Below are 25,955 nucleotides of genomic sequence, written 5' to 3'. Positions count from 1 at the left end.
TTATAGTGAATGTAAGGGGGTGTTTAATTTTGGGAGTTGATTTAATCAAAAATTCAGGGAAAGGGGTATTTGTCTCATTTATATCAACCATAGTTATGATGTTGATATTAGCTATGATAATGAGCTTTATGGATCTTTCAACCAAAGCACTATATGTAGGATATGTTGTTGTAACTTGTATAAGTATAGTGTTTGGTTCCATTTATTCAGCAAAAAGAAATGGTTCTAAAGGATGGTTAGTAGGATTATTAGTAGGAATTCTATATTATATTCTTATCGGAATCATATCTTCAATAGCAACTGGATCTATGGCACTTGGATTATTTGACTTTTACAGATTCATATTTGCAGTAGCTATAGGACTGCTTTCTGGAATGCTTGGAATAAATCTATAGAAAAATTAAATGAGTTTAAAAACTATTAACAATATAGTATGGTTCTAAAACCCAATTGAAGAATAAACTTCTTTATCTGATGTCTAGCCACTGTAACACTCCCATACCGAATTAAGATGGGAGATAACAGTGGCACGACTCTAGATTAGTTCAACTAAATTCATATGGAAGATTAAAACTCCATATGAAAAGTTTCACTTTATCTTAAGAAAAAACTATGCTATAATCTTAATGGAATTGTATCAGAATGGAGGAGTATGACGTGAAGCATATTAAAACTATTAATAAGTCAAGCCTAAAAAATAGTCTTTGTAAGCCAGGCTGTAAGGAATGTGCAAACTCATGCCAATCAGCATGTAAAACATCTTGTACAGTTGCTAACTTAGCATGTGAAAACTAATTTAAGTGTAGGTATGAGAAAGTGGCAGTAACTTATGTTACTGCCACAATTGTAGTTAGGAGGAAAAAAATGAGTTTAATTCATAAGTTTAAACTTGAAGATAATTATTATGTTATAGATGTTAATTCAGGAAGTATTCATTTAGTTGACAAGCTTATATTTGATTTACTAATAGATAATGATAGATTAGCACCAGTTAATGAAGTGGTTGAAAGATATAAGGGTGTATATTCAGAACAAGAAATTAATGAAGCCTATGAGGATTTAGTTGAATTAGTTAATGAAGAGGCTTTATATTCAAAAGATTACTATGAAGAAATTGCCCAAAATGATGAAGATAGGGACTATATAAAAGCGCTTTGCTTAAATGTAGTACATGACTGTAACCTTAAATGCAAATACTGTTTTGCAGAAGAAGGTGAATACAAAGGTTGTAGAAAACCTATGAGTGCAGAAACTGGTAAAAGATCTATAGACTTTGTTATAGAGAAGTCTGGCCCAAGAAAAAATATAGAAGTTGACCTTTTTGGTGGAGAACCTTTAATGGTTTTTGATACAATAAAAGAGATAGTAGATTATGCTAGAGAACAAGAAAAGATACACAAGAAAAACATAAGATTTACCATGACTACTAATGCAACTCTTTTAAATGATGAAATAATGGAATATATGGATAAAAATATGGGAAACATAATATTATCCATAGATGGTAGAAAGTCTGTTAATGATGCAGTAAGAATCAGAAGAGATGGATCAGGAAGCTATGACAGAATATTACCTAAAATCAAATCAATGGTTGATAAAAGAGATAAATCTAAACAGTACTATGTAAGAGGAACCTTTACTAGAAACAACACAGACTTTTATGAAGATGTTATGTCTTTAGTTAATGAAGGTTTTAGAGAAATCTCTGTTGAACCAGTGGTATTACCAGAGGATAACGAACTAGCACTTAGAAAAGAAGATCTTCCAAAGATTTTTGAACAATATGATTCTTTATATAATGAAATGCTTAGAAGACACAAGGAAGGTGATTCCTTCAAGTTCTATCACTTTAATATAGATTTAAATGGTGGGCCATGTGTTTATAAGAGAATATCAGGTTGCGGAGCTGGTTTTGAATATGTAGCTATAACTCCAGATGGTGAAATATATCCATGCCATCAATTTGTTGGTAACAAGGAATTCTTACTTGGAAACATAAATGATGGGGAGATAGATAGTGACCTATCTAAAACATTTAAAAAAGCTCATATATACAATAAACCTAAATGTAAAGACTGCTGGGCTAGATTCTACTGTAGTGGAGGATGCCAAGCGAATAACTTTAATTTTAATAATGATATCCATGTTCCTTATGAAGTTGGATGTGAAATGCAGAAAAAGAGAATTGAATGCGCTATAGGACTTAAAGCACAAACTATGGTAGATTAAATAGGATACTCTCCTATTAAAAAATAAATAACCAAGGGGGATAAAAATGAGAACAAAAGGAAAAGGCAAAAGCACTATATTATTTTTATTAATCTGTGGTTTTATATTCCTTTTTACCTATGTAACTTTTTTTGGAGTTGAGCTATTTGGGTACGAATATAAAAATATCGACAAAGCTATAACTAAAGGTCTTGATCTTCAAGGAGGAGTTTCAGTACGAATGGAAATTACCTCTGATAATGTATCAAAGGATGATTTAGACAAAACTAAAGAATTACTTTCTTTAAGAGTAAATAAAGTTGGAGTTTCTGAAACTGTAGTAACTACCGAAGGGGATAATAGAATCAGAATTGATATCCCAGGAAAATTTGACTCTAAAGAAATAGTTGATAGTTTAAATAAAACTGGGGAATTAAAATTTGTGGCTCCAAATGAAGCAAAAGATGTAATATTAAAAGGGCAAGATGTTAAAAAAGCAAGTTCTCAAGTTGATCAGCAAACAGGTAAGCCAGTTGTTAGTTTAGAATTAACAGATGAAGGAACTAAAAAGTTTGCAGATGCAACAGCAAAGTATGTAGGACAACAAATCTCTATCTATATGGATGATGAATTATTAACATCTCCTACAGTTAACAGTGTTATAAGCAACGGAGTTGCTACAATTACAGGGAATAGTAGTTTACAAGAAACTAAGAACTTAGCTGGAGTAATAAATGCAGGTGCGCTTCCAGTACCAGTTAAAGTAGCTTCAGTTGAAACTGTTGGGGCTCAACTTGGTGCAACAGCTCTTCCTAATGCAGTGAAAGCTGGAATTATAGGAATAGGATTAATATTTTTACTTATGATAGTTTTATATAGAGTTCCAGGAGCTTTAGCATCGATTGCGTTACTTCTTTATACTACATTAGTACTTACTATTTTTGCATCTATTAAAGCAGCATTAACCTTATCAGGAATTGCAGGTTTCTTATTAACTATAGGAATGGCAGTTGATGCAAATGTACTTATATTTGAAAGAATAAGAGAAGAAATTAAAAAAGGTAAATCACCTTTAAGTTCCGTTAAAGAAGGTTTTGATAATGCTATGTCATCAATAGTTGATTCAAACTTAACTACAATAATTGCAGCTTTAGTATTGTACTTTGTTGGTACCGGAGCAGTTAAAGGATTTGCTACTACTCTTTTAATAGGGGTTGTAGTATCAATGTTTACAGCAATAGTTGTAACAAGAACGCTTATGAATTTAGCTGCTAAGATGGGGCTTTTAAGTAAACTTTGGAGCTTCAGGGTTAAAAGGGGGTAAGGACATGCTAAAGATAATAGAAAAAACTAAATTGTGGTTTGGTATTTCAATTTTAGTTATAGCCATAGGCATAGGCGCTATGGTTTATAGAGGTGGCCTTAATCTTGGACTTGATTTTCAAGGCGGAACTAAAATAACTATTGATATGGGAGCTGAATTTAATAAAACAGAAGTTGATGAAATAGTAAAAAAATATGCAGATGATGCAGAAACTAATACTTTAAATGATACTCAATTAGAAGTTAAGGCTAAAGAATTTGATTCAAATAAGGTTTCAGAACTTATGAAAGAATTAAAAGAAAAGTATTCACTTAAAGACGATGCTCTATTAAACCAACAAGAGATTGGAGCTTCTGTTAGTGCTGATTTAACTAGAAACGCTCTAATTTCACTTGGAATTGCAGCAGTTGCAATGCTTATATATATAGCTATAAGATTTGAATTTAACTTTGGAGTAGCAGCAATTGTTGCACTATTACATGATATTGTAATAACTGTTACGGTATATGCAATATTTAATATTCCGCTTAACACACCATTTATAGTTGCTATATTAACTATAATAGGATATTCAATTAATGATACTATAGTTATATTTGATAGAATAAGAGAAAATCAGAAGAAGATGCGTAGAGTTTCTCATGCTGAAGTATCTAATGTAAGTATAACTCAAACTTATTTTAGATCTATAATTACATCTTTAACTACATTAATAACTATAACAGCAGTTAATGTACTTGTTCCATCTGTTAGAGAATTCACATTCCCATTAATAATAGGAATTGCATGTGGAGCATATTCATCTATATTTATAGCGAGTCCAGTATGGGTATTGCTAAAAAATAGAAAATAATAAGATTAAAAATACTTATTTTACAAAAACCTCCAGTATTTTTTACTGGAGGTTAACTATTTCTATGAAAAGTATTTGTAAAATAGGTTAAATTCATTTATAATATAGATGTTTTCTATCAGGTGAAGCTTAATTTTAGTGGATTATAATCCATGGAATTATGGTTAAACTTAACCATAAGCTTAGTGCTATAATAGACAAACTAATCAAATGAAAATAATTCAAATATTAGATAAAATGTTATATTAATAGCATCTAGCCTTAGATAAATATGGAGGAGTTTAGAGATGAGCAAACAATGGGAGCAGATTTATCGCCCGAATTATATATCAGGATATAATCCCTTTATAATAAAAAATATGAATAAAGCCATAGAGAAACTAGTAGACGCTATAAACTCTAGAAAAAAGATTGTGGTTTACGGACGATGTGATGTAGATGGTATTTGCGCTTTATCTTCTCTAATTCTCATACTTAAATATTTAAATGGTGATGTAGAATATTGTATCGAGGAAACCTCAAATTCTGAGCATATTATAAAAGAAGAGGATATAAAAAATAGAATACACTTTCTAGGAGCAGATTTACTGATTACTGTTGGATGTACCTTTAAGAGTACAAAGGAGTTAGAACTCTGCGAATCTTTGAATATAGAAACAATTGTACTAGAAAACATAAAACCTAAGAAAGTATATAACACAATTTACATAAATCCAAATCAAATAGGATGTTCATACAGATATAAAAATTTATCAATTTCTGCTTTAACCTTTAAACTTATGCAGGCTATAGCAATATACTATAATATGAAAAGTATAAACAGGTACTTAGATCTGATTTTCTTAGGCAGCGTTTATAACGCAAGTGAAGAAACTGGTGAGAATAAGGTTTTTTTAAAGGAAGGACTTACATATTTAAAGCAAACAGATAACTATGGATTAAGCTCAATTCTTGAGTATTTAAATATAGAAGCCATAGAAAAACATAACATAGTTAGTATTTTAGAATTACTTAAGCCTAAAAGCAGCTCAGTTAGCAAAATGGATACTGCAAAAATAGTAGTTGAGCTTTTAACAACTTCTGATAAAGATAGAGCTGAGCAGATTGTTAAATATCTTAATTTTGAGAAAAAAAAATTATCTACAATTAATTAGGGGGATTCATAAAATGGATTTGAAAGAAAAAGTAAGAATAATAGAGGACTTTCCTAAAGCTGGTATAAGCTTTAAAGATATAAGTACTTTAATTGGAGATGGGGAAGCGTTTAGATATTCTATCGACCAAATGGTAAGTTATTTAAAAGATAAAAATGTAGATTTAATAGTTGGACCAGAAGCAAGAGGCTTTATATTTGGAGTTCCTGTAGCTTATGCTTTAGGAATAGGTTTTGTACCAGTTAGAAAACCTGGTAAACTTCCTTATAAAACAACAAGAATAGAATATGCTTTAGAGTATGGTACTGATGCATTAGAGATTCACGAAGATGCTATTAAACCTGGACAAAGAGTAGCTATAGTTGATGATCTTTTAGCTACAGGTGGAACTATAGAAGCGGTTACTAAACTCGTTGAAAAAGTTGGTGGAGAAGTTGTTTCTCTAAACTTTGTTATTGAATTAGAAGAGTTAAAAGGCAGAGATAAATTAGTAGGTCATGATATAATGACTTTGCTTAAGTATGATATTTAAATTTCTTGAAAAACAATATCTGTTGATATATAATATAAGGTAAATATGGCTGGTATTTATACCAGCCTTTGCATTTAATTATATTATTTTAGGGGAGAGTAATCCATATGCTTGATAACTTAATGAAAAAAATCAATATAAATTGCAATAACATAGATTGTTCTCTAGTAGAGAAAGCATATAATTTGGCTAATGAAGCACATTCAACTCAAAAAAGAGAGTCTGGAGAACCGTACATAATTCATCCATTAGATGTTGCAGGCATTTTAGCTGAACTTGGGATGGATACGAATACTATTGTAGCTGGATTACTTCATGACGTAATTGAGGACACCGAATATAGTCATGCTGATCTAGAAAGGCTTTTTAATAAAGAAGTTGCAGACTTAGTTGAAGGGGTAACTAAGCTTGGACAGATAAAATATAAGTCAAAAGAAGAACAGCAGGCTGATAATGTACGAAAAATGCTTTTAGCAATGGCTAAAGATATTAGAGTTATAATTATAAAGCTTGCAGATAGACTTCATAATATGAGAACTCTCAAATACATGAGCGAGGAAAAGCAAAAACAAAAGGCGAAAGAAACTTTGGATATCTACGCTCCTTTAGCTCATAGATTAGGTATATCAAAGATTAAATGGGAGCTAGAAGATTTAGCTTTTAGATATATGCATCAACAAGAATATTACGATCTTGTTCATCAGATAGCAGAAAAAAGAAAAGAAAGAGAAGCTTTTATAGATGATATAATTCAAGAAATGAAGGATAAGCTATCTCAATCAGGAATTGAATCGGATATTGAAGGAAGACCAAAACATTTTTATAGTATCTATAAAAAGATGGTTAACAAAAACAAAAGCATAGAGCAGATTTTTGATTTAACTGCCATTAGAATTTTAGTTAATTCAGTTAAAGACTGTTATGCATCTTTAGGGATAGTACACACTATATACAAACCTATTCCAGGTAGATTTAAAGACTATATAGCTATGCCTAAACCTAATATGTATCAATCACTACATACAACAGTTATAGGACCACAAGGAAAAACCTTTGAGATTCAGATTAGAACCTTTGAAATGCATAAAACAGCTGAGTATGGTATAGCAGCTCACTGGAAGTATAAAGAAGGGGATAACTCCAAGGGAGAAACTTTTGAACAAAAGTTAACTTGGCTTAGAGATATGCTTGAATGGGGTAAAGAGACCTCAGATGCAGAAGAATTCATTGAAGGTTTTAAAATAGATTTGTTTTCCGATGAGATATTTGTTTTTACTCCTAAAGGAGTTGTAATAAACCTTCCCTCAGAATCTACACCTATCGATTTTGCTTATAAGATACATACCGATGTTGGAAATAGATGTGTAGGAGCTAAAGTTAATGGAAAGATGGTTCCACTTGATTATAATTTAAAAACTGGTCAGATTGTAGAGATTATGACAAGTAGCACAGCTAAAGGACCTAATATAGATTGGGTAAGTATTGTTAAGAGTAATCAAGCAAAAAGCAAGATAAAACAATGGTTTAAGAGAGCTCAAAGAGATGAGCATATATATAAAGGGAAAGAGTTAATTGAAAAAGAAGCTAAAAGACAGGCTGTAACTTTTTCTGAACTAACTAAAGGAGAGTTATACGAAAAGTTCTTAAAGAGATATAATCTCCACAATCAAGAAGACATATATGCAGCAGTGGGAACTGGAGTAGTATCAGCTTCTATGGTTTTAGGAAGACTTAAAGAAGAAGTAGCTCCAGATGATAAGCAAGTTTTAGAAAATATAAATAAAACTATTGAAGAAAATGCTGCTAAAGCACAAAAAATGAAAAATATTAATAAGTCTTATGGAATAACTGTTAAAGGCTTAAGTAATATAATGATAAGATTTGCAAAATGTTGTAACCCTGTACCTGGGGATGACATTATTGGATACATAACTAAAGGTAGAGGTGTTTCAGTTCATAGAAAAGATTGCTTAAATGTTAAAGAGCTTGAAGATAACGAAGAAACAAGAATAGTTGAAGTAAGTTGGGGAGTTTCCAAAGGAACAGCTTATACTGCTGAACTTCAAGTAGAGGCAGAAGATAGAATGGGTCTACTTGCAGAAGTTATGCTGATTTTAAGTGAAGCAAAAATCAGTGTAAATGCAGTAAATGCTAAAACCCTAAAAGGAAACTTAACTGTTACTAACATAAAAATCAAAATAGATAGTATCGATCAACTAAAAGATTTAATGAAAAAGTTAAGAAAACTTAAAGGTGTTCTTGATGTTTATAGAATGAATAACTAAAGGAAGTGCTAAGAGTTTGAGAGCGGTAGTACAAAGAGTTAAGAGAAGTAGTGTTAAAGTTAGTGGAGAGACAGTAGGTGAGATATCAAAAGGCATCAATGTGCTAGTTGGTATAACTAAAGACGATAATGATGAAGATCTTAAATATATAAAAGAGAAGATTTTTAATTTAAGAATCTTCTCTGATGAAAATGATAAAATGAATCTTTCTGTAAAGGATGTTAAGGGAGAACTTCTTATAATATCCCAATTTACCTTGTATGGAGATGCAAGAAAAGGAAGAAGACCAAGTTTTATAGAAGCCTTAGGTGGAGAAGATGCTGTAAAACTATATAATGATTTTATAGAGCTTTGTAAAACAGAAGGCCTTAAAATTCAAACTGGAGAGTTTGGAGCTGATATGGAAGTTGAGATAATAAACGATGGACCTGTTACCTTACTTTTAGATAGTAAAAAGAATTTTTAGGAGGAATGAACTATGCTTATAAAAGGAGTTGAAGCTGGTCAACTTGGAGCTAATTGTTACATCATAGTAAATGAAGCAACAAAAAAAGGCTTCATAATAGATCCAGGTGGAGATGCGGAGTATCTAAACAATATAATAAACTCTTTAGGAGCTAAAATAGAAGCAATACTTTTAACTCATGGGCACTTTGATCATGTAGGTGGAGTAGTTGACATGAAAAATCTAACAGGAGCTCCTTTTTATATTTGCGAAGATGAGATAATTTATATGGATGGAGCTTATGTTTTTGGTAAACTTCCTAAAGCCGATAGATTAATCAAAGATGGAGATGTTTTAAACCTAGCAGGTTTTGAAGTTAAGTGTATTCATACACCGGGACATTCACCAGGAGGAATTAGTTTTCTTATAGATAATGTCCATCTTTTTTCAGGAGATACTTTGTTTCAACTAGGTGTTGGAAGAACAGACTTTGATGGTGGAGATTCAAGAACTCTTACAAAAAGTATAAAGGAAAAGTTATTTGTACTTGATGATAATGTAGTTGTATATCCAGGACATGGACCTAAATCATCCATAGGATTTGAAAAAAAGAACAATCCTTTTATTAGATAGGGGAAAAAGAATGGCAATTAATATAGAACTTAATGATGAGAATTTTAGATACGACGTATTTCTAATATTTAATATATTTTATCTGCTTGAAGATGTTTTGATAAATAAGTCAGAGTCTAATGACTTTAAGGTATTTATTGAATCAGACAAGATGACCTTAAATCATAAGGACCATGAAAAAGCTTATGAGCTTAAGGAAAATAAAAAAGAGTCCATAAAAAGAGGTGTATTTAAGTTTTTAACTGAAGTTACAGGAGAAGAACATCCTTGGGGAACAATGGTTGGTATAAGACCAAGCAAAATAGCATCATCTTTACTTAAAGATGGAAAAAGTGAAGATGAGATTGTAGCCACTTATAAAGAATCATATCTAGCTTCAGCTGAAAAAAGCAAGTTGTGTATTGAAGTTGCTAAAAGAGAAGAGAAATTTTTAAAGAGTAGTAAAGACCAAGTTAGCATTTATGTAGGAATGCCTTTCTGCCCAACTAGGTGTCTTTACTGTTCTTTTGCGTCTAATCCAATCTCTGCTTGTAAGAAACAAGTACCAACTTATTTGGAAGCCTTAAAGAAAGAAATCAATGCTATAAATGAATATATCTTAAGTAAGTCTATTAAAGTAAATACTGTTTATTTTGGAGGAGGTACTCCAACATCCGTAAATAATGAAGACTTTGAAGATTTAATGAAGGTTATATATGAAAAGATTATAACTCCTTTTAAACCTTTAGAGTTTACAGTTGAGTGTGGAAGACCAGATTCTATAACTGAAGAGAAGCTTATAACTATGAAAAACTACCAAGTATCTAGAATAAGTATAAACCCTCAGAGTATGAACAATGAAACTCTTCGTACTATAGGTAGAGGTCATACAAAAGAAGCTGTAGTTGAGAAATTTAACTTAGCTAGAAAGTTAGGTTTTGAAAATATAAACATGGATATAATAGTAGGACTTCCAGGAGAAGGAATACAAGAAGTTAATAATTCTTATAAAGAAATAATGGACTTAAAACCGGATTCTTTAACAGTTCATGGCATGTCTATAAAACGTGCATCAAGGTTACATGAAGAATTAGTTTTAGGAAGAAAACTTTATAGACCTAAACAAGAAGAACTAAAAGAGATGTACGATAAAACAAGAGAGCTATCAGAAGAGTTAGGAATGAACCCTTACTATATGTATAGACAGAAAAATATGGTTGGAAATATGGAGAATATAGGGTATTCTAAAGAGGGTAGTGAATGTATTTATAACATAGTTATGATTGAAGACATAGAAACTATAATAGCGTTAGGAGCAGATGCAGTATCTAAGGTTGTTTTTAAAGATGAAAATCGAATAGAGAGAACTGCAAATGTTAAAGATGTTAATGAGTACATTAACAGAATAGATGAGATGATAGAGAATAAAATTAGTTTACTTAATACCTTATATAAGTAGGGAGGATATTTAATGGAGAAGATTCAAGCGCCAAAAGGTACTAAAGACATGTTGCCTAAGGATGGGTACAAGTGGCATTTTGTAGAAGAGAAATTAAAAAAATTATCTGAAGAGTATGGAATTAAGGAGATAAGAACTCCTATTTTTGAGCATACAGAACTTTTCTTAAGAGGAGTTGGAGAAACTACTGATGTAGTTCAAAAAGAGATGTATACTTTTTTAGATAAGGGAGAAAGAAGTATAACTCTTAAGCCAGAGGGAACAGCTCCAGCTGTAAGAGCATTTATAGAAAATTCTATTTATGCAGATCCACAGCCAACAAAACTTTGTTATTTTACACCTTGTTTTAGATATGAGAAAATGCAAAAGGGAAGACTTAGACAGTTCCATCAATATGGGATTGAGGTTTTTGGAGCAAAAGAAGCTTCTGTAGATGCAGAGGTTATATCTTTAGCTATGAGAGCTTTAGAGGAGTTTGGAATAAAAGGCTTAACTTTAAACATAAATAGTCTTGGATGCCCTAAATGCAGACCTAATTTTAATAAGGCATTAAGAGAGTTTTTAGAAGCAAACTATGACGGTCTTTGTGAAACTTGTAAGGGTAGATTTGAAAAAAATCCTATGAGAATTTTAGACTGCAAAGAAAAGAAGTGTAAGGAAATCACTAAAGATGCGCCTGTAATTTTAGACTTTTTATGTGATGAATGTAATGATCACTTTGATGATTTAAAGAAGTATCTTGAAGTTATGCACATTAACTATCAAATAGATTCTAAAATAGTTAGAGGCTTAGATTACTATTCTAAAACCGTTTTTGAAATTATAAATAAAGATATTACTGTTTGTGGTGGTGGAAGATATGACTACCTAATAAGCGAAATGGGCGGTCCTGAAACTCCAGCTATAGGTTTTGGATTAGGACTTGAAAGACTTCTTTTAACTTTAGAAGAAGAGGGAATAGAAATTCCTGAGCCAAACTACATGGATATTTTTATAGGTTCAATTGGAGATGCGGCTAGATTAGAAGCTTTCTCATTAACTTATGAACTTAGAAAACTTGGAGTTAAGTGTGAATGTGATCACATGAAAAAAAGTGTAAAAGCTCAGATGAAACATAGCAACAGAATAAACGCATCATATTCAATGATATTAGGTGAAGATGAAATAACTAATAAAACTGCAAAGCTTAAGAGAATGAGTGATGGAGAAATATTCGAAGTTAAATTAGATTCCTTAGAGGAAATTAAGAATATAATAGTAAAGTAATTAGGAGGACAAAAGCATGGGCGAAGCCTTAAATGGATTAAAAAGAACCATTATGTGTGGTGAACTTAGAGAAGAACATATAGGCAGTAAAGTTACTGTTATGGGATGGGTTCAAAGAAATAGAAATCTAGGTGGATTAGAATTCCTTGATTTAAGAGATAGAACTGGAATTTTACAAGTAGTTTTTGGTGAAGAGATAAATAAAGAAGCTTTTGAGAAAGCTGACAAAGTAAGACCGGAATATTGTATAGCTGTAACTGGAGAAGTTATTAGAAGAGAATCTCCAAATGCAAATATGCCAACAGGTATGGTAGAACTTAAAGGAGAATCTATTAAGATATTATCAGAATCTGAAACTCCTCCTATATACATAAAGGATAATTTAGATGCAGCTGAAAATATAAGACTTAAATATAGATATCTAGATTTAAGAAGAGGAGATATGCAAAAAATCTTCATGATTAGAAGTAAAGCAACTAACTCTGTTAGAAACTATCTAATTGATAATGGATTTTTAGAAGTTGAAACTCCTATGCTTACAAAAAGTACACCAGAAGGTGCTAGAGACTACTTAGTTCCTTCAAGAAACTATCCAGGAATGTTTTATGCACTTCCTCAATCACCACAATTATTTAAACAATTACTTATGGTGTCAGGATTCGATAAGTACTTTCAAATAGTTAAGTGTTTTAGAGATGAAGATTTAAGAGCAAACAGACAACCAGAATTTACTCAAATAGACTTAGAGATGAGTTTCGTTGAGCAAGATGATGTTATAGCTGTTAATGAAGGTTTAATTCAAAAAGTATTTAAAGATGTTATAGGAGCAGATGTTAAACTTCCTATAAAAAGAATGGTCTATAAAGAAGCTATGGAGAAATACGGTTCAGATAAACCTGACTTAAGATTTGGAATGGAAATCACTGATTTAACTGATGAAGTTAAAGCTTGCGATTTTAAAGTGTTTAAAGATGCAATTGAAAATGGCGGTTCAGTTAGAGCTTTATGCTTAAAAGGTGGAGCTTCCATGGGAAGAAAAGATATTGATAGATTAGGTGAATTCGTTAAGACCTTTAAGGCTAAAGGATTAGCTTGGATTCAATTAAAAGAAGATGAAATAAAATCTCCTATATCAAAATTCTTAAAAGAAGAAGAAATGAATGCTGTAATTGGTAAGATGAAAGCAGAAAAAGGAGATATGATATTAATACTAGCAGATAAAAACTCTGTAGTATTCCAAGGACTAGGTCAATTAAGACTAGAACTTGCTAAGAAGTTTGACTTAATTAAGGATAAAAATGAATTTAATTTCTGCTGGATAACTGAGTTCCCACTATTTGAATATGACGAAGAAGAGGGCAGATATTTTGCAGCTCACCATCCATTTACATCACCTATGGATGAAGATATCGAATTTTTAGAATCAGAACCAGGCAGAGTTAGAGCTAAGGCTTATGATTTAGTTCTAAATGGAGAAGAACTTGGTGGAGGTTCTATAAGAATTCATGATAGTTCTCTTCAAGCTAAGATGTTTGAAGTTTTAGGATTTACGAAAGAAAGTGCTTGGGAGAAATTCGGTTTCTTACTTGAAGCATTTAAGTATGGTCCACCACCACATGGAGGATTGGCTTTTGGGCTTGATAGAATGATAATGTTCTTAGCTGGAACAGATAACATAAAAGATGTTATTGCCTTCCCTAAAAACCAAAATGCTTTCTGTCCAATGACTGAAGCACCTAATGTTGTTGATGAAAAACAATTATCAGAACTTGGTATTGCTAAGATAAATGTTGAATAATTAAATGAAAATCCAGTCTCGTATGAGGCTGGATTTTTTTCTTATATATTTATAAATCTTCAAGGTTAAAAATTTTAATCTTATATAATGAAAATATAACCTTTGACAAGTTCGACAAATTTTGATAAATTATACTCTGGATTTAATAAATAAAATAGTGGGGGTAACCATGAACAATCAAACACAAAATGTAAAAATCCTAAACGCTGATCCATCAGCATTAGGACTATTTGGACTTGCTATGGTAACAATCGTAGCTTCTTCACAAAAACTTGGTTTAACAGATGGAGTATCTTTTGTTTTACCATGGGCGATTTTCTTAGGAGGATTTGCACAATTATTTGCTTGCTTTAATGATTCAAAAAGACAAAATGTTTTTGGAACAACGGCTTTTGGAGCCTTTGGTTTCTTTTGGCTTGCAGTAGGAACATCTTGGATGATAAAAAATGGAGTATTTGGAGCTGCTTTAGCTTCAAGCGTAGATCCTAAACAACTTGGATTTGCATATTTAGGATATTTAATATTCTCAATTTTTATGACAGTAGGAGCAATGGAAACACATAAGGTTTTATTTATAATATTTGTTTTAATTGATTTCTTATTTTTAGGATTAACTCTTTCATCTTTTAAAATAGCTACAGAGTTTACACATAACTTAGCAGCCTACTCAGAACTGTTGATAGCGTTATTTTCTTTTTATGGTTCTGCAGCAGCAGTACTTAATCCACACTTTGGGAAAGTATTTTTACCAGTTGGAAAACCATTTGGAATATTTAAAAAATAATTAATAAAACCTTAGAATACATTAGATTTGTGTTCTAAGGTTTATTTTTATAGATATATAGACCTAATCTATTATTGCATAAAATAATGATTATAATATATACTAGTTATATACCAGGTATGGGTATAGCGGCTCCTGTTATATAGATAGCAAATTTATAATAGCGAGACATTATATAAAGGAGATGATTTTATGGAAAATGATGAAGCTTTGAAGAAGAATATATTAACAAGATTAAAGCGAATTGAAGGCCAAGTTAAAGGTATTCAAGGAATGATAGATAAAAATGTATGCTGTTCAGATGTTTTAGTCCAAATATCAGCTATAAGAGCTGCTATAAACAAAGTAGGAGGACTTATTCTAGAAGACTATGCTAGAAATTGCATAGGGATAGAAGAAGGCAGCGATAACGAAGAGGGATTAGAAAATTTAATAAAAACCTTAAATAGTTTTGTAAAATAAAAAAATAGAATTGACGGTTGTCAATTCTATTTTTGTCTTAAAGGATAATTTCTCATTAGTCTAGTTAAGGTAGACACGAAGATTATTCCAAGGGCTAAAGCACCAGCAGAAGCTAATGTTTCTAATCCTAGGCTAAGGGCTTTATCTATGTTGCCTTGTACAACTTCATACATTGTGTAATACATTCCTCCACCAGGAACTAAAGGTATTAAAGCACATATTACAAAGGTTGTAACAGGGGTTTTCAATATTCTAGCACATATCTCTGAATAACTTGAAAAAATAGTTGAAGCTAAAAACAGAGATAAGGATAAAGATAAACCATCGTTAAGGGCAGTTTTATAAACAATCCAGCCTAAACCTCCACCTAAAGATGCAAATATAAGATTTTTTCCATGTATATTAAAGATTATTCCAAATCCAAAGGTTGCTATTAATGAAACTAAGATTTCTTTTAACATCCTATATTCCTCCATATAAATTAAACCAAAAACTTAAAACCACACCTGTTCCAATTGCTATAGCTAAAGCTATTAAAAAAGCTTCAGCAGATCTAGTAAGCCCAGCTACTAAATCACCTGCCATGGTATCTCTTATGGCATTTGTAATAGCAAGACCTGGAACCAGAAGCATAATTGAACCTATAATAGTCATATCTAAATTAGATGCGAGTCCTAAGTTAACACAAATTAGTGCTAATAAGGCTGCAATAGCTCCACCTATACTATTTATAAAAAAGTCATTTATTAATAAATTACTGCTTAATATAGAAAATGCTTTTATTATTAAACCTATAAAAAATGCTGAAAAGAAGTCTTTGATATCTCCACCAAATAAAGCAGAAAATCCAGCAGCTCCTAAAGCAGAAAAAAACAAAGTTGTTTTAGTTCCATATCTTGAACTTTTATCTATTTCTTTTAAAGCTTTATTAACTTCGGCTACAGTCATATGTTGCTGACCTATACTTCTTGATAAGTCGTTAACCATATGAACCTTTTCAAGGTTAACAGTTCTATATTTAACTCTTTTAATTAATGAAACTGTTCCTTTATCTTTGTGAAAAGCTGATACCATTATTCCAGTTGGAGTTACAAAACTATCTGCATCATCCATTCCAAAGGATGTACATATTCTATTTATGGTTTCTTCAACCCTATAAGTTTCTCCACCGCTTTCTAGTATTATTCTGCCAGCAAAAGTAGCTACGTATAGTATCTTATTTATGTCCATAAAAATCCCCTCGATTTAAGATATTCTGAATGTATTATAGCATAGTAATTTCAAAAAAGAATAGAGAAAGTTGTTTTATTTTTAAAGTCATATATGATACAATACCATATATGATGTCAAATCATGTTTAGTCTACGAAATTATAGAAATTGGGGTGTTAAAATGGATTTTACAAATCTACAAAAAGTTGATCCAGAAATAGCAAAACTAACTGAAAAAGAGTTAGAAAGACAACAATATGGAATTGAATTAATTGCATCAGAAAACTTTACTTCTAAGGCAGTTATGGAAGCTATGGGATCATATCTTACTAACAAATATGCTGAAGGATATCCATCAAAAAGATATTATGGAGGATGTCACGTAGTTGATGAAGTTGAAGAACTAGCTATAGAAAGAGCTAAAGAATTATTTGGTGCTGAACACGCAAATGTTCAACCACACTCTGGTTCTCAAGCAAATATGGCAGTTTATTTTACTGTTTTAAATCCAGGAGATACAGTTTTAGGTATGGATTTAAGCCATGGAGGACATTTAACTCATGGTTCACCAGTAAACTTTTCAGGTAAGTTATTTAACTTTGTTTCTTATGGAGTAGATAAAGAAACAGAAGAAATAAACTATGAAGAAGTTAGAAGAATAGCATTAGAGTGTAAGCCAAAACTAATAGTGGCTGGAGCTTCTGCTTATTCTAGAACTATAGATTTTAAGAAATTTAGAGAAATATGTGATGAAGTTGGAGCTTTATTTATGGTAGATATGGCTCATATAGCAGGTCTAGTTGCTGCTGGAGTTCATCCAAATCCAGTACCATATGCTGAGTTTGTAACTTCAACAACTCATAAAACTTTAAGAGGACCTAGAGGCGGACTTATACTTTGCAGAGAGAAGTATGCAAAGGACTTAAATAAGAATATCTTCCCTGGAATTCAAGGTGGTCCATTGATGCACATAATTGCAGCAAAAGCGGTATGTTTTAAAGAGGCATTAGACCCATCTTTTAAAGAGTATGGTAAAAGCGTAGTTGAGAACTGTTCAGTACTTTCAGAAGAATTAGTTAAGTTTGGATTTAAGATAGTATCAAATGGTACAGATAATCACCTTATACTTTTAGATTTAAACAATAAAGATATAACAGGTAAAGAAGCTGAAAACTTATTAGATTCAGTAGGTATAACAGTAAATAAAAATACTGTTCCGAACGAAACAAGAAGTCCATTTGTAACTTCAGGAATAAGAATAGGTACAGCAGCTGTAACTACTAGAGGCTTCAATCAAGAAGATATGAAGGAAGTTGCAAGTATCATAAACTACGTAATTGAAAATAAAGAAGGAAATTTAGAGGAAGCTAAACAAAGAGTTAAAGCTCTATGTGAAAAACATCCACTATATTAAGAATAAAAAATCATCATATTTAATATGGTGATTTTTTTCTTTAAAAAACATAAGATTAATGTATAGCAATAAATTAAAAAGGTTTTATGTATACTAAGATAATAGATGAATTATATAAAAAAGCTGAAACTATAACTTTAGAAGGCAAGGACAAAGTAGTATTTATAAGTGATTGTCATAGAGGAGATGGAAGTTATAAAGATCCAATGATGAATAATTACAATACCTATAAAGGTGCACTTAAGTATTATTTGAGAAATAATTTTAAGCTTGTAGAGATAGGTGATGGTGATGATTTATGGAGAAATAAAGATTACAGATATATAGGTTATTATTATGAAGAAATATTTAAAATTTTATTAAAGTTTAAGAAGGAGCATAGGCTTTATCTGTTTTGGGGAAATCACGATATTGTAAAAAAATACAAACATGAATTTACTAGTCTTTTACAGAGAAGTGAGGATGAGAAATTTTATAAAACACTTAAAGCTTTATATGGAGATTTAGATTTTTATGAGGCTTTAAAGTTCAAAATAAGAGAAGATGAATTTTTTGTTTTTCATGGTCATCAAATAGATAAGATAAATAGCACCTTTTGGAGAATATCTTGTTTCTTATTAAGAAATGTATGGGCTAGAGTTGAGTCAATTGGCATAAAGACTCCAACTTTACCAGCACAAAACATAGCTAGAAGAAAAGTAGTTGATAAGAGAATACTTAATTGGAGTATTAAAAATAATAAAAAAGTTATAGCAGGTCATACCCATAAAGCAAGATTAGGTAATCATGAAAGCGGGTATTATTATAATGACGGTTGTTGCGTGTATCCAAATCATATAACTACCATTGAATATATAGAAGGAAAATTAAATTTAATAAAATGGTATTTAGATTTAGGAGATGATGGTAAAATTATATTGACGAGAAAAATCATAAATTATTAAGGAGAATATATTATGAAATTTATAGATATGCATTGTGACACACCTTCATTTATACTTGATAATAGAGAAAATTCTCTAAAAAAGAGTAATGGTACAGTAGATATAGAAAAACTTAAAACAGGAAATGCTATGATTCAGTTTTTTGCCTATTTTGTTGAACTAAATAAGGAAATAGATTCATTTGAGAAATTTGATTCTATGTATCATAACTTCCAAAATCAGATCAAATTAAATGAAGAGGATATAGAAGTTATAAAAAGATTTGAAGATATAAAAGCTATCGAAGATAAAGGTAAAATAGGATGTTTATATACAATAGAAGAAGGTGAAGTTTTAAAAGGAGATATAGAAAACCTCTATAAAGTATACGATAAAGGTATAAGAGGTATAACTTTAACTTGGAACTTTGAGAATTCTATAGGTTATCCTAATTGTATAAAAGAGTGTTCAAGCAAGGGACTTAAAAACTTTGGATTTGAGTTAATAGGAGAAATGAATAACTTAGGAATTATTGTTGATGTTTCTCATTTATCTGATGGTGGTTTCTATGATGTAAGTAGAGAAAGTATAAAACCTTTTGTAGCTACTCATTCTAATGCCAGAGCTATAACAAACCACTCAAGAAACTTAACAGATGATATGATTAAGATTCTTTCTGAAAAAGGTGGAATTATGGGATTAAACTTTTGTGCTCCTTTTTTAGGTGGCAGCAAGATATCTAGAATTCAAGATATGATACTTCATTTAAAACACATTAAAAATGTTGGAGGAGTAGATGTAATAGCTTTAGGAAGCGACTTTGATGGGATAGATAATAAGGTTGAAATAAAAAATGCATCAAAAATGCCGATTTTAGCAGAAGAACTTCTTAAAAATGGATTTAAAGAAGAGGAAATTGAGAAGATATTTTATAAAAATGCATTAAGAGTATTAAAGGATGTACTAGCTTAGGAGGATAAATGAGCAGTTTAAAAGGTAAAGTAGCAATTGTTACAGGAGCTTCTTCTGGGATCGGAAGAGGAATAGCTTTAGAGCTTTCAAAAAGAGGAGCAACCGTCGTAATAAACTATAAAAGCAATAAATCTGGGGCAGAAAAAACACTTGAACTTTTAAAAGAAGCAGGTGGATATGGACATATAATAAAAGCTGATGTAAGTATATATGACGAGTGTAAAACATTAGCTCAGGAAGTTATAAATAGTTTTGGGAAGATTAATATACTTATAAATAATGCAGGTATATCTAAAGTAGGACTTTTTATGGATATGCACATTAAAGAAGTATATGAACTAATAGATACTAATATGAAGGGAACTTTAAATATGAGCCATGCTGTTTTACCTCATATGACAGAAAGAAAACAAGGTTCAATAGTTAATATATCATCAATATGGGGAGTTCAAGGAGCTTCTTGTGAAGCTGTATATTCTTCCACAAAAGGGGCAATAAACTCTTTTACTAAGGCTTTAGCTAAAGAAATGGCCCCTAGTAATATTAGAATTAATGGGGTAGCTCCAGGAGTTATAGATACAGAAATGAATAGTTGGATGAGTAAAGAAGATAGAGAAAGCTTAGAAATGGAGATCCCTATAGGAAGGTTTGGAAAGGTTCAAGAAATAGGAGAAGTAGTTTCTTATTTATGTAGTGATGAAAGTTCTTATTTAACTGGACAAATAATAACAGTTGATGGTGGATTTATTTAGTCGAGAGTTGAGAACTAATATATTAATTGACAATTAGTAGAGAAGAATAGTCAATTAAATAGAGAAATTCATTTCATGAATTTCTCTATTTAATGTTGATTCTCAATTTTAAAATTTCAATTACTCAAGTTTCTCATCTGCACTTAAGTTTAAAGTGAAGTATGATAGTACTCCATTTGAAGTGTTTTGTATTCCGTAGGAACTGTTATGAAGATCAAGAATTCCTTTGGTTATAGATAATCCTAAACCTGATGAGTTTTTATCTCTTACTCTAGACTTATCTATTTTATAGAACTTGTTCCAGATATTATCGAGTTCATCTTTAGATATTTGGACACCAAGATTTTCAATAGATATTAGGACTTTACTTTCAAGTTTCTCTATAGATATAACTATCTTTTCACTAGAAGGTGTGTATTTAATAGCATTTGTCATGAAATTACTTAGTACTTGTTCTATTTGAAAAGTATCACCTTCAACATACAAATACTCAAATTCAGGATTAAAAACGACTTCTAGGGATTTTTCTCTAATTAATACATTATACTTTCTAAGTGAACCTTGAATCATTCTAATTATATTAAAAGTTTCTATGTTAGGTTTAACATTACCTGATTGAAGTTTTGATAGTTCAAGCATATCCATAACAAGTTTATTCATTTTATGAGCCTCATCTATTATGATATTTAAATAATCATTTTTAGCTTCTCCCTGAACTATGCCATCTCTAATTCCTTCTGCATAACCTTCTATTATACCTATAGGAGTTTTTAATTCATGAGATACATCTGCAATAAAGCCTTTTCTCATTTCTTCTACTTTTCTTTCATGTTCAACTTCTTCTTGTAGAATATCATTTTTACTTTTAAGTTCCGTTAAAGCAGATTCTAGATTTTCTGATAAAAAGTTTAAAGTTGTTCCAAGATTATTTATTTCATCATCTTCTAAAGGAGTATATCTTTCAGAAAAATCCATGTTACTCATTTTTTTAGCTATTTTATTTAGTTTTATAAGAGGATCTCCTATGTATTTAGATAAAATCATAGAATAAAATAAAGCTACCATAAGGGTTCCAACTATAAAATATGGTAAAAATCTATTTAAAACGCTAGTAGCTTCTCTTATTGGCTCTACAGAAGATACTACCATTAAAATAGATCCTCCATCCATAGCACATATGACTATTGAAATTGTTGCATCAACATATGCGTTGTAAGAGGTAGTTATAAAAATTTTACCTGAGGAAATAAACTGAGAATTAGGCAAATACATTTTATTATAAATTTGCTTAAATAAATCCTCAGAATCGCTTCTATTAGTTGGCACTGTATATAGAAGGGTACCATTTGGATAGGCAATTGATATACTTGTATTATGTTCCTTTTCAAATTGAAACATAGATGCAGAAATTATTTCTTTGCTATCTTTAGTAAAAGAGTAGGTGTTCCTATATTCATTTACGGCTTTAATCAAGGCCTTATTTTTTTCATTTATATAAAACTTTTCAAAAAAATGTTTTTGAAATATTAATATAAGAGAAACTAATATTATTAATGCTATAAAGGTAATAAAAAAAATCTTTTTTCCTATTTTACTACGCATCTTTTACCTCAAACTTGTAGCCGCTTCCTCTAACAGTAACTATATATTCAGAAGCCGTAGTTAACTTTTCTCTAAGTCTTTTAATTGTAGTATCAACTACTCTTGAATCTCCATAATAGTCAAAACCCCATACCCCATCTAATATAGTGTCTCTTGATAAAACAATGTTTATATTGTCAGTTAAAAAAACGAGAAGTTCAAACTCTTTAGGAGTTAAGTTAATAGGCGTATCTTCTACACTTATATCCATAGAGTCTTTATTTAAAGAAAGTTTCCCAAGTTCTATTACGGTTAAATTAGTTTCTTTTGAAGTTCTTTTTAAAAGCGCTTTAATTTTTGCAACCAGAACTTTTGGTGAAAAAGGTTTTGTTACATAGTCATCTGCACCTAATTCATAACCCAGTAATTTATCCTCTTCTTGGCTTTTAGCAGTTAATAAAATTATAGGAACAGATGAGGCTTTCCTGATTTCTTGAGTTAATGTTAAACCGTTTAGTCCTGGCATCATGATATCTAAAATTATTAAATCTACTTTGTTTTGTTTAAATAGGTGTAAACCCTCATTTCCATTTGAAGCTTCTATGATAGTATAATTTTCAATAGTTAAGTAGTCTCTTAAAAGAGATCTGATTCTAAGTTCATCTTCAACAATTAATAAAGTTTTCATAGGTCTAACTCCTTTCTAGTCTAATTATATAATAATTATTATACATAAAAAATATAGATAATCTGAATTTTTAAATAAAATGGTTTTAGTTTAGATTATATTATATAATAAGTGGAGAGTATATTAAAAGTAATTAACTATAAGGAGTGTTTTAATGGTAAGACTTAACTTTGATGCTAAAGAGGATGTTTTAGATAATGGATTTAAAGTAATAACAATAAAGAGAGAAACACAATTAGCATCTTTAAATCTAGGAATTAAGATAGGGGCTCTATATGAAAAAGAAAATGAGAAGGGAATATCTCATTTTATAGAACACATGATGTTTAAAGGAACTAAAACAAGAAACAACGAAAAGCTAAATGATGACCTAGAAGCCTTAGGTGGAGAATATAATGCTTATACAGATTACACATCTACAGTTTATTCAATAACTTGCCTAGAAGAAGAAATTGAAAACGCTGTTGATATTCTAAGTGATATGATAGTGAACCCCTCATTTGATATAAAAGAAATGAAAAAAGAAAGAGATGTTATATTATCTGAAATAAGGACAAGTAAAGATGATGTAGAAGATTTGAGTTTTAGAAGAACTAGTACTTTTGCATTTAATGAAAGTCCATTAAAATATGATATTATGGGAACAGAAAAAAGTATTGCTTCTTTTTCGAGGAAAAATTTGGTAGAATATTATAATAAGTATTATATGCCTAAAAATACAGTTTTGACCTTTGTATCAAGTTATGATCATGATAAAGCTATAGAACTTGTTAAAATGTATTTTGATAAGTGGAGCAACAAGATAATAGGGGATAAGGACTTTAATTTGGAAAAGAATATTGCTGGAGTGTTTGAAAGTCATAAAAATGATATAGAACAAGCTACAATAACTTATTTATTTTCTTTTAACGATGTTCCAAAAGAATTAGAATTACCTATTAAGATTTTAAATCACAAATTAGGTGAAAGTTCTAATTCAATATTATTTAGAGAGTTAAGAGAAAAAAGAGGTTTTGCCTATGATGTATACACTCATTTAGATTTAAGCAATAATGTTAAAACTCTTCATATATTTACTTCCCTTGTTGAAGAAAATGTTGAGGAAGCAATTAATGTTATAAATGAATGTATAGAAAAAATTAAATCTAAAGATATAGTTTTTGATGAATCAACCTTTGATTTGATGAAAAAGGTTCATAAAACAGCTGTGGTATCAACACTTGAGGACTCTACTGATTTAGGAAACTACGTATTACATCAAATACTAGAAGGTGAAAGCATGTTTGAGTTTATTAAAGACATGCACAATTTAGATTCTTTAAAACCAGAAGATATATATAAGGCAGCGGAATATATATTGAGGGAGCCTACGGTGCATGTTTTAAGAAGTTAAGAAAGGTTGAAGTTATTTGAATAAAATCACTAAGATAGAGGTTGGGAAACGAAACAAAGATAGAGTTAATGTTTTTATAGATGATGAGTTTGCATTTGCTTGTTTTGGGGAACTTGTGTATAATTATAATCTTACTAAGGGCAAGGTCGTTAATGTTGAAGAACTTAGGGAAGTTATAGAGCAAGAAGAGTACTTAAAATGTAAAAGTGCTGCTTTAAAGATGATGGAAAGATCCTATAAAACTGAAAAAGAGGTAAGAGAGAAGTTGTTAACTAAAGAATTTAGTGAAATTTCTATTCAAAAAGCTATTGAGTTTCTTAAGGAGTATAATTTTATAAATGACGAGAAATATGCTCAAATGTATATTAAAGATAAAATTAAACTTTCTGGAAAAAACAAAATAAAGTACTCTCTTATTAGAAAGGGAGTAGATGAAGAGTTTATAAAAAATAATCTTGATATGGTTGATAAAGATTCAGAACTGGAAGTAGCTGAAAAATTAGCGTACAAAAAATATGCTGTTATTTCAAAAGGTGAAAGTGATAAGTATAAATTATCAAACAAACTTATAAGATTTTTAATGACAAAAGGATATGACTATGATACTTGTAAGAAAGTAACTAAAAAAATCGTAGAACTTGATTTTAATGATTAATGAGGGTGAGTTATGAAAGATTATGGTATAGACTTTTTATTTTTAGCATGTTTTTTGTTGCCTATAATATTTGGAGTAATAAGAGGATTTAGAGCAAATGATCTTATGAAGATAATTAGAGGTATTGAGGAAAGTATATGTTTTGTTACCTCATTTATAATAACAATTAACTTTTTAAATAGAAGTTATTTCTTTGATATTGACTTTATCCAAAGCATATCTATAAATTTAAGTAATTTTACTGAAAAATATCCGCAAATTTCTTATTACATTTTCTTGTTAATAAGTATTATAATAATATATGGGATATGTTTCATTCCATTTTTTATATTAAATCTACTTATATTTAAGCCTTTATTGACTAAAGTTGAAAATGTGTGGGATAATGGAGGGAATTTATTAAAGGGATTTATAGGAGCTATATTTAGAATTCCTCAGGGAATAATAATGGCTTTATTGTTTGGAATGATAATTCATGGAGTTGTGTCATTTGTTCCTAATGATAACTTATCAACTCTTGTAAATAATTCGAAAAGTTATAAATATTTTTATAGCAAGATATTCAACCCAATATCAACATCGAATTTTGCAAGAGCTTTGCCTAATTTAATCGGAGATTCTATTAAGGTTAAGATTGTTAAAGAACAAATAGGAAACTCAAATGGTAGTGTTGAGAGTAATAAGATTGTAAATGAGATTGTATATTACAATGGAATTACTTTAGAAGAGGGAATAAAATCAAATAGTGAAATTGATAATATGGCATATGAGATTACAAGAAAAAGATCCTCGGATAAAGAGAAAGCTAAGGCTATTTATGCATGGGTTGGATCGAATGTTGAATATGATTATGATAAGGCAACCGAGATTTTAAATGATAATTTCAGAAACAAATCAGGTGCAATTGTGACATTTAAGGATAGAAGAGGTATATGTTTTGATTATGCATGTCTATTTACTGCAATGGCAAGAGCTAGTTCATTAAAGGTTAGAGTAGTAATAGGGCAAGGTTTTGATGGAAAGACTTGGGTTGCACATGCATGGAATGAAGTATACTTAAAAGAGGAAGATAGATGGATAAATGTAGATCCTACTTTTTATAAAGGTGGAAACTATTTTGATTCAAAGGACTTTTTTGAAGATCACAAAAAAGAAAAAGTAATAGGTGAATGGTAAGGGATTTC

At 30.3% G+C, this 25,955-nt stretch carries 26 protein-coding genes; 22 read left to right on the top strand and 4 right to left on the bottom strand.

What is annotated here, in order from left to right; genetic code table 11:
- Positions 1 to 29 precede the first annotated feature (29 nt).
- The 15 genes from P8F83_RS09895 to P8F83_RS09825 all read left to right on the top strand — a co-directional run bounded on the left by P8F83_RS09895 (position 30) and on the right by P8F83_RS09825 (position 15,182).
- Positions 30 to 395: a TIGR04086 family membrane protein gene (locus tag P8F83_RS09895; RefSeq protein ID WP_021801336.1), complete on the top strand. Its 366-nt coding sequence runs from the start codon at positions 30 to 32 to the stop codon at positions 393 to 395.
- A gap of 262 nt (positions 396 to 657) precedes the next feature.
- Positions 658 to 795 (top strand): six-cysteine ranthipeptide SCIFF, encoded by a 138-nt coding sequence (gene scfA, locus P8F83_RS09890; RefSeq protein WP_021801337.1) that lies wholly within the window; start codon positions 658 to 660, stop codon positions 793 to 795.
- A 69-nt stretch (positions 796 to 864) separates the two neighbouring features.
- Positions 865 to 2,229 (top strand): thioether cross-link-forming SCIFF peptide maturase, encoded by a 1,365-nt coding sequence (scfB, locus tag P8F83_RS09885; RefSeq protein WP_326514470.1) that lies wholly within the window; start codon positions 865 to 867, stop codon positions 2,227 to 2,229.
- Between the two features lie 46 nt (positions 2,230 to 2,275).
- Complete coding sequence (secD, locus tag P8F83_RS09880; RefSeq protein ID WP_326514469.1) at positions 2,276 to 3,532, top strand: protein translocase subunit SecD; 1,257 nt, start codon at positions 2,276 to 2,278, stop codon at positions 3,530 to 3,532.
- Between the two features lie 4 nt (positions 3,533 to 3,536).
- Complete coding sequence (gene secF / locus P8F83_RS09875) at positions 3,537 to 4,385, top strand: protein translocase subunit SecF (protein WP_326514468.1); 849 nt, start codon at positions 3,537 to 3,539, stop codon at positions 4,383 to 4,385.
- Between the two features lie 287 nt (positions 4,386 to 4,672).
- The gene (locus tag P8F83_RS09870) at positions 4,673 to 5,539 is read left to right on the top strand and encodes a DHH family phosphoesterase (RefSeq protein ID WP_286907811.1); all 867 of its coding nucleotides are present in this window, start codon (positions 4,673 to 4,675) and stop codon (positions 5,537 to 5,539) included.
- Positions 5,540 to 5,552: 13 nt separating this feature from the next.
- Complete coding sequence (locus P8F83_RS09865; protein WP_286907809.1) at positions 5,553 to 6,071, top strand: adenine phosphoribosyltransferase; 519 nt, start codon at positions 5,553 to 5,555, stop codon at positions 6,069 to 6,071.
- Between the two features lie 107 nt (positions 6,072 to 6,178).
- Positions 6,179 to 8,356 (top strand): RelA/SpoT family protein, encoded by a 2,178-nt coding sequence (locus tag P8F83_RS09860; RefSeq protein WP_286907807.1) that lies wholly within the window; start codon positions 6,179 to 6,181, stop codon positions 8,354 to 8,356.
- Positions 8,357 to 8,372: 16 nt separating this feature from the next.
- Positions 8,373 to 8,822, top strand: coding sequence for a D-aminoacyl-tRNA deacylase (dtd, locus tag P8F83_RS09855; RefSeq protein WP_326514467.1), 450 nt, complete (start codon positions 8,373 to 8,375; stop codon positions 8,820 to 8,822).
- A gap of 12 nt (positions 8,823 to 8,834) precedes the next feature.
- Complete coding sequence (locus P8F83_RS09850; protein WP_326514466.1) at positions 8,835 to 9,434, top strand: MBL fold metallo-hydrolase; 600 nt, start codon at positions 8,835 to 8,837, stop codon at positions 9,432 to 9,434.
- A gap of 10 nt (positions 9,435 to 9,444) precedes the next feature.
- The gene (locus P8F83_RS09845; RefSeq protein ID WP_326514465.1) at positions 9,445 to 10,872 is read left to right on the top strand and encodes a coproporphyrinogen III oxidase; all 1,428 of its coding nucleotides are present in this window, start codon (positions 9,445 to 9,447) and stop codon (positions 10,870 to 10,872) included.
- A 12-nt stretch (positions 10,873 to 10,884) separates the two neighbouring features.
- Positions 10,885 to 12,138, top strand: coding sequence for a histidine--tRNA ligase (gene hisS / locus P8F83_RS09840; protein ID WP_326514464.1), 1,254 nt, complete (start codon positions 10,885 to 10,887; stop codon positions 12,136 to 12,138).
- Between the two features lie 16 nt (positions 12,139 to 12,154).
- Positions 12,155 to 13,936: an aspartate--tRNA ligase gene (gene aspS / locus P8F83_RS09835; protein WP_326514463.1), complete on the top strand. Its 1,782-nt coding sequence runs from the start codon at positions 12,155 to 12,157 to the stop codon at positions 13,934 to 13,936.
- A 169-nt stretch (positions 13,937 to 14,105) separates the two neighbouring features.
- The gene (locus tag P8F83_RS09830) at positions 14,106 to 14,720 is read left to right on the top strand and encodes an acetate uptake transporter (RefSeq protein WP_326514462.1); all 615 of its coding nucleotides are present in this window, start codon (positions 14,106 to 14,108) and stop codon (positions 14,718 to 14,720) included.
- 192 nt (positions 14,721 to 14,912) lie between these two features.
- Positions 14,913 to 15,182, top strand: coding sequence for a metal-sensitive transcriptional regulator (locus P8F83_RS09825; protein ID WP_021801350.1), 270 nt, complete (start codon positions 14,913 to 14,915; stop codon positions 15,180 to 15,182).
- A 26-nt stretch (positions 15,183 to 15,208) separates the two neighbouring features.
- Here P8F83_RS09825 and P8F83_RS09820 read toward each other — a convergent pair whose 3' ends face one another.
- Together P8F83_RS09820 and P8F83_RS09815 are read right to left on the bottom strand one after the other, a co-directional pair.
- The gene (locus tag P8F83_RS09820; protein ID WP_073019913.1) at positions 15,209 to 15,643 is read right to left on the bottom strand and encodes a threonine/serine exporter family protein; all 435 of its coding nucleotides are present in this window, start codon (positions 15,641 to 15,643) and stop codon (positions 15,209 to 15,211) included.
- 1 nt (position 15,644) lies between these two features.
- Positions 15,645 to 16,412: a threonine/serine exporter family protein gene (locus P8F83_RS09815; RefSeq protein ID WP_326514461.1), complete on the bottom strand. Its 768-nt coding sequence runs from the start codon at positions 16,410 to 16,412 to the stop codon at positions 15,645 to 15,647.
- Positions 16,413 to 16,574: 162 nt separating this feature from the next.
- Here P8F83_RS09815 and glyA point away from each other — a divergent pair, with 162 nt between their 5' ends.
- The 4 genes from glyA (at position 16,575) to ymfI (ending at position 20,454) form a co-directional block, all read left to right on the top strand.
- On the top strand, positions 16,575 to 17,807 hold the full coding sequence (gene glyA / locus P8F83_RS09810; RefSeq protein ID WP_326514460.1) for a serine hydroxymethyltransferase: 1,233 nt from the start codon (positions 16,575 to 16,577) through the stop codon (positions 17,805 to 17,807).
- A gap of 86 nt (positions 17,808 to 17,893) precedes the next feature.
- A complete protein-coding gene (locus P8F83_RS09805) occupies positions 17,894 to 18,751 on the top strand; it encodes a metallophosphoesterase (RefSeq protein ID WP_326514459.1) in 858 nt (285 codons plus the stop codon).
- 12 nt (positions 18,752 to 18,763) lie between these two features.
- A complete protein-coding gene (locus P8F83_RS09800; RefSeq protein WP_326514458.1) occupies positions 18,764 to 19,702 on the top strand; it encodes a dipeptidase in 939 nt (312 codons plus the stop codon).
- 8 nt (positions 19,703 to 19,710) lie between these two features.
- Complete coding sequence (gene ymfI, locus P8F83_RS09795; RefSeq protein WP_326514457.1) at positions 19,711 to 20,454, top strand: elongation factor P 5-aminopentanone reductase; 744 nt, start codon at positions 19,711 to 19,713, stop codon at positions 20,452 to 20,454.
- Between the two features lie 120 nt (positions 20,455 to 20,574).
- On the opposite strand, the gene P8F83_RS09790 is transcribed toward ymfI, so the two are convergent.
- Together P8F83_RS09790 and P8F83_RS09785 are read right to left on the bottom strand one after the other, a co-directional pair.
- Entirely contained in the window at positions 20,575 to 22,056 is a 1,482-nt protein-coding gene (locus tag P8F83_RS09790; protein WP_326514456.1) for a sensor histidine kinase, read from the bottom strand.
- Complete coding sequence (locus P8F83_RS09785; protein WP_326514455.1) at positions 22,049 to 22,723, bottom strand: response regulator transcription factor; 675 nt, start codon at positions 22,721 to 22,723, stop codon at positions 22,049 to 22,051. Before P8F83_RS09785 ends, P8F83_RS09790 begins: the two co-directional genes overlap by 8 nt.
- Positions 22,724 to 22,877: 154 nt before the next feature.
- On the opposite strand from P8F83_RS09785, the gene P8F83_RS09780 reads away from it, so the two are divergent.
- Genes P8F83_RS09780 through P8F83_RS09770 form a run of 3 tightly spaced genes read left to right on the top strand, consistent with a single transcriptional unit; the run spans position 22,878 to position 25,947 of the window.
- On the top strand, positions 22,878 to 24,116 hold the full coding sequence (locus tag P8F83_RS09780) for a M16 family metallopeptidase (protein ID WP_326514454.1): 1,239 nt from the start codon (positions 22,878 to 22,880) through the stop codon (positions 24,114 to 24,116).
- Between the two features lie 16 nt (positions 24,117 to 24,132).
- Complete coding sequence (recX, locus tag P8F83_RS09775; RefSeq protein WP_326514453.1) at positions 24,133 to 24,771, top strand: recombination regulator RecX; 639 nt, start codon at positions 24,133 to 24,135, stop codon at positions 24,769 to 24,771.
- A gap of 12 nt (positions 24,772 to 24,783) precedes the next feature.
- Positions 24,784 to 25,947 carry a transglutaminase-like domain-containing protein gene (locus P8F83_RS09770; protein ID WP_326514452.1) on the top strand — a complete coding sequence of 388 codons (1,164 nt, stop codon included), beginning with the start codon at positions 24,784 to 24,786 and terminating at the stop codon, positions 25,945 to 25,947.
- Positions 25,948 to 25,955: the final 8 nt, after the last annotated feature.

Source organism: Clostridium intestinale, assembly GCF_035905475.1.
In the GTDB taxonomy this organism is placed as follows: Bacteria; Bacillota; Clostridia; order Clostridiales; family Clostridiaceae; genus Clostridium_T; species Clostridium_T intestinale.
Note: the sequence above shows the minus strand (reverse complement) of the source record. Positions and strands in the feature narration are given on the sequence as shown.

Coding starts and splice junctions, on each gene's coding strand:
- scfB (WP_326514470.1), top strand. CDS start 865: ATGAGTTTAATTCATAAGTTTAAACTTGAAGATAATTATTATGTTATA.
- secD (WP_326514469.1), top strand. CDS start 2,276: ATGAGAACAAAAGGAAAAGGCAAAAGCACTATATTATTTTTATTAATC.
- secF (WP_326514468.1), top strand. CDS start 3,537: ATGCTAAAGATAATAGAAAAAACTAAATTGTGGTTTGGTATTTCAATT.
- P8F83_RS09870 (WP_286907811.1), top strand. CDS start 4,673: ATGAGCAAACAATGGGAGCAGATTTATCGCCCGAATTATATATCAGGA.
- P8F83_RS09865 (WP_286907809.1), top strand. CDS start 5,553: ATGGATTTGAAAGAAAAAGTAAGAATAATAGAGGACTTTCCTAAAGCT.
- P8F83_RS09860 (WP_286907807.1), top strand. CDS start 6,179: ATGCTTGATAACTTAATGAAAAAAATCAATATAAATTGCAATAACATA.
- P8F83_RS09850 (WP_326514466.1), top strand. CDS start 8,835: ATGCTTATAAAAGGAGTTGAAGCTGGTCAACTTGGAGCTAATTGTTAC.
- P8F83_RS09845 (WP_326514465.1), top strand. CDS start 9,445: ATGGCAATTAATATAGAACTTAATGATGAGAATTTTAGATACGACGTA.
- hisS (WP_326514464.1), top strand. CDS start 10,885: ATGGAGAAGATTCAAGCGCCAAAAGGTACTAAAGACATGTTGCCTAAG.
- aspS (WP_326514463.1), top strand. CDS start 12,155: ATGGGCGAAGCCTTAAATGGATTAAAAAGAACCATTATGTGTGGTGAA.
- P8F83_RS09830 (WP_326514462.1), top strand. CDS start 14,106: ATGAACAATCAAACACAAAATGTAAAAATCCTAAACGCTGATCCATCA.
- P8F83_RS09825 (WP_021801350.1), top strand. CDS start 14,913: ATGGAAAATGATGAAGCTTTGAAGAAGAATATATTAACAAGATTAAAG.
- P8F83_RS09820 (WP_073019913.1), bottom strand. CDS start 15,643: ATGTTAAAAGAAATCTTAGTTTCATTAATAGCAACCTTTGGATTTGGA.
- P8F83_RS09815 (WP_326514461.1), bottom strand. CDS start 16,412: ATGGACATAAATAAGATACTATACGTAGCTACTTTTGCTGGCAGAATA.
- glyA (WP_326514460.1), top strand. CDS start 16,575: ATGGATTTTACAAATCTACAAAAAGTTGATCCAGAAATAGCAAAACTA.
- P8F83_RS09805 (WP_326514459.1), top strand. CDS start 17,894: ATGTATACTAAGATAATAGATGAATTATATAAAAAAGCTGAAACTATA.
- P8F83_RS09800 (WP_326514458.1), top strand. CDS start 18,764: ATGAAATTTATAGATATGCATTGTGACACACCTTCATTTATACTTGAT.
- ymfI (WP_326514457.1), top strand. CDS start 19,711: ATGAGCAGTTTAAAAGGTAAAGTAGCAATTGTTACAGGAGCTTCTTCT.
- P8F83_RS09790 (WP_326514456.1), bottom strand. CDS start 22,056: ATGCGTAGTAAAATAGGAAAAAAGATTTTTTTTATTACCTTTATAGCA.
- P8F83_RS09785 (WP_326514455.1), bottom strand. CDS start 22,723: ATGAAAACTTTATTAATTGTTGAAGATGAACTTAGAATCAGATCTCTT.
- P8F83_RS09780 (WP_326514454.1), top strand. CDS start 22,878: ATGGTAAGACTTAACTTTGATGCTAAAGAGGATGTTTTAGATAATGGA.
- P8F83_RS09770 (WP_326514452.1), top strand. CDS start 24,784: ATGAAAGATTATGGTATAGACTTTTTATTTTTAGCATGTTTTTTGTTG.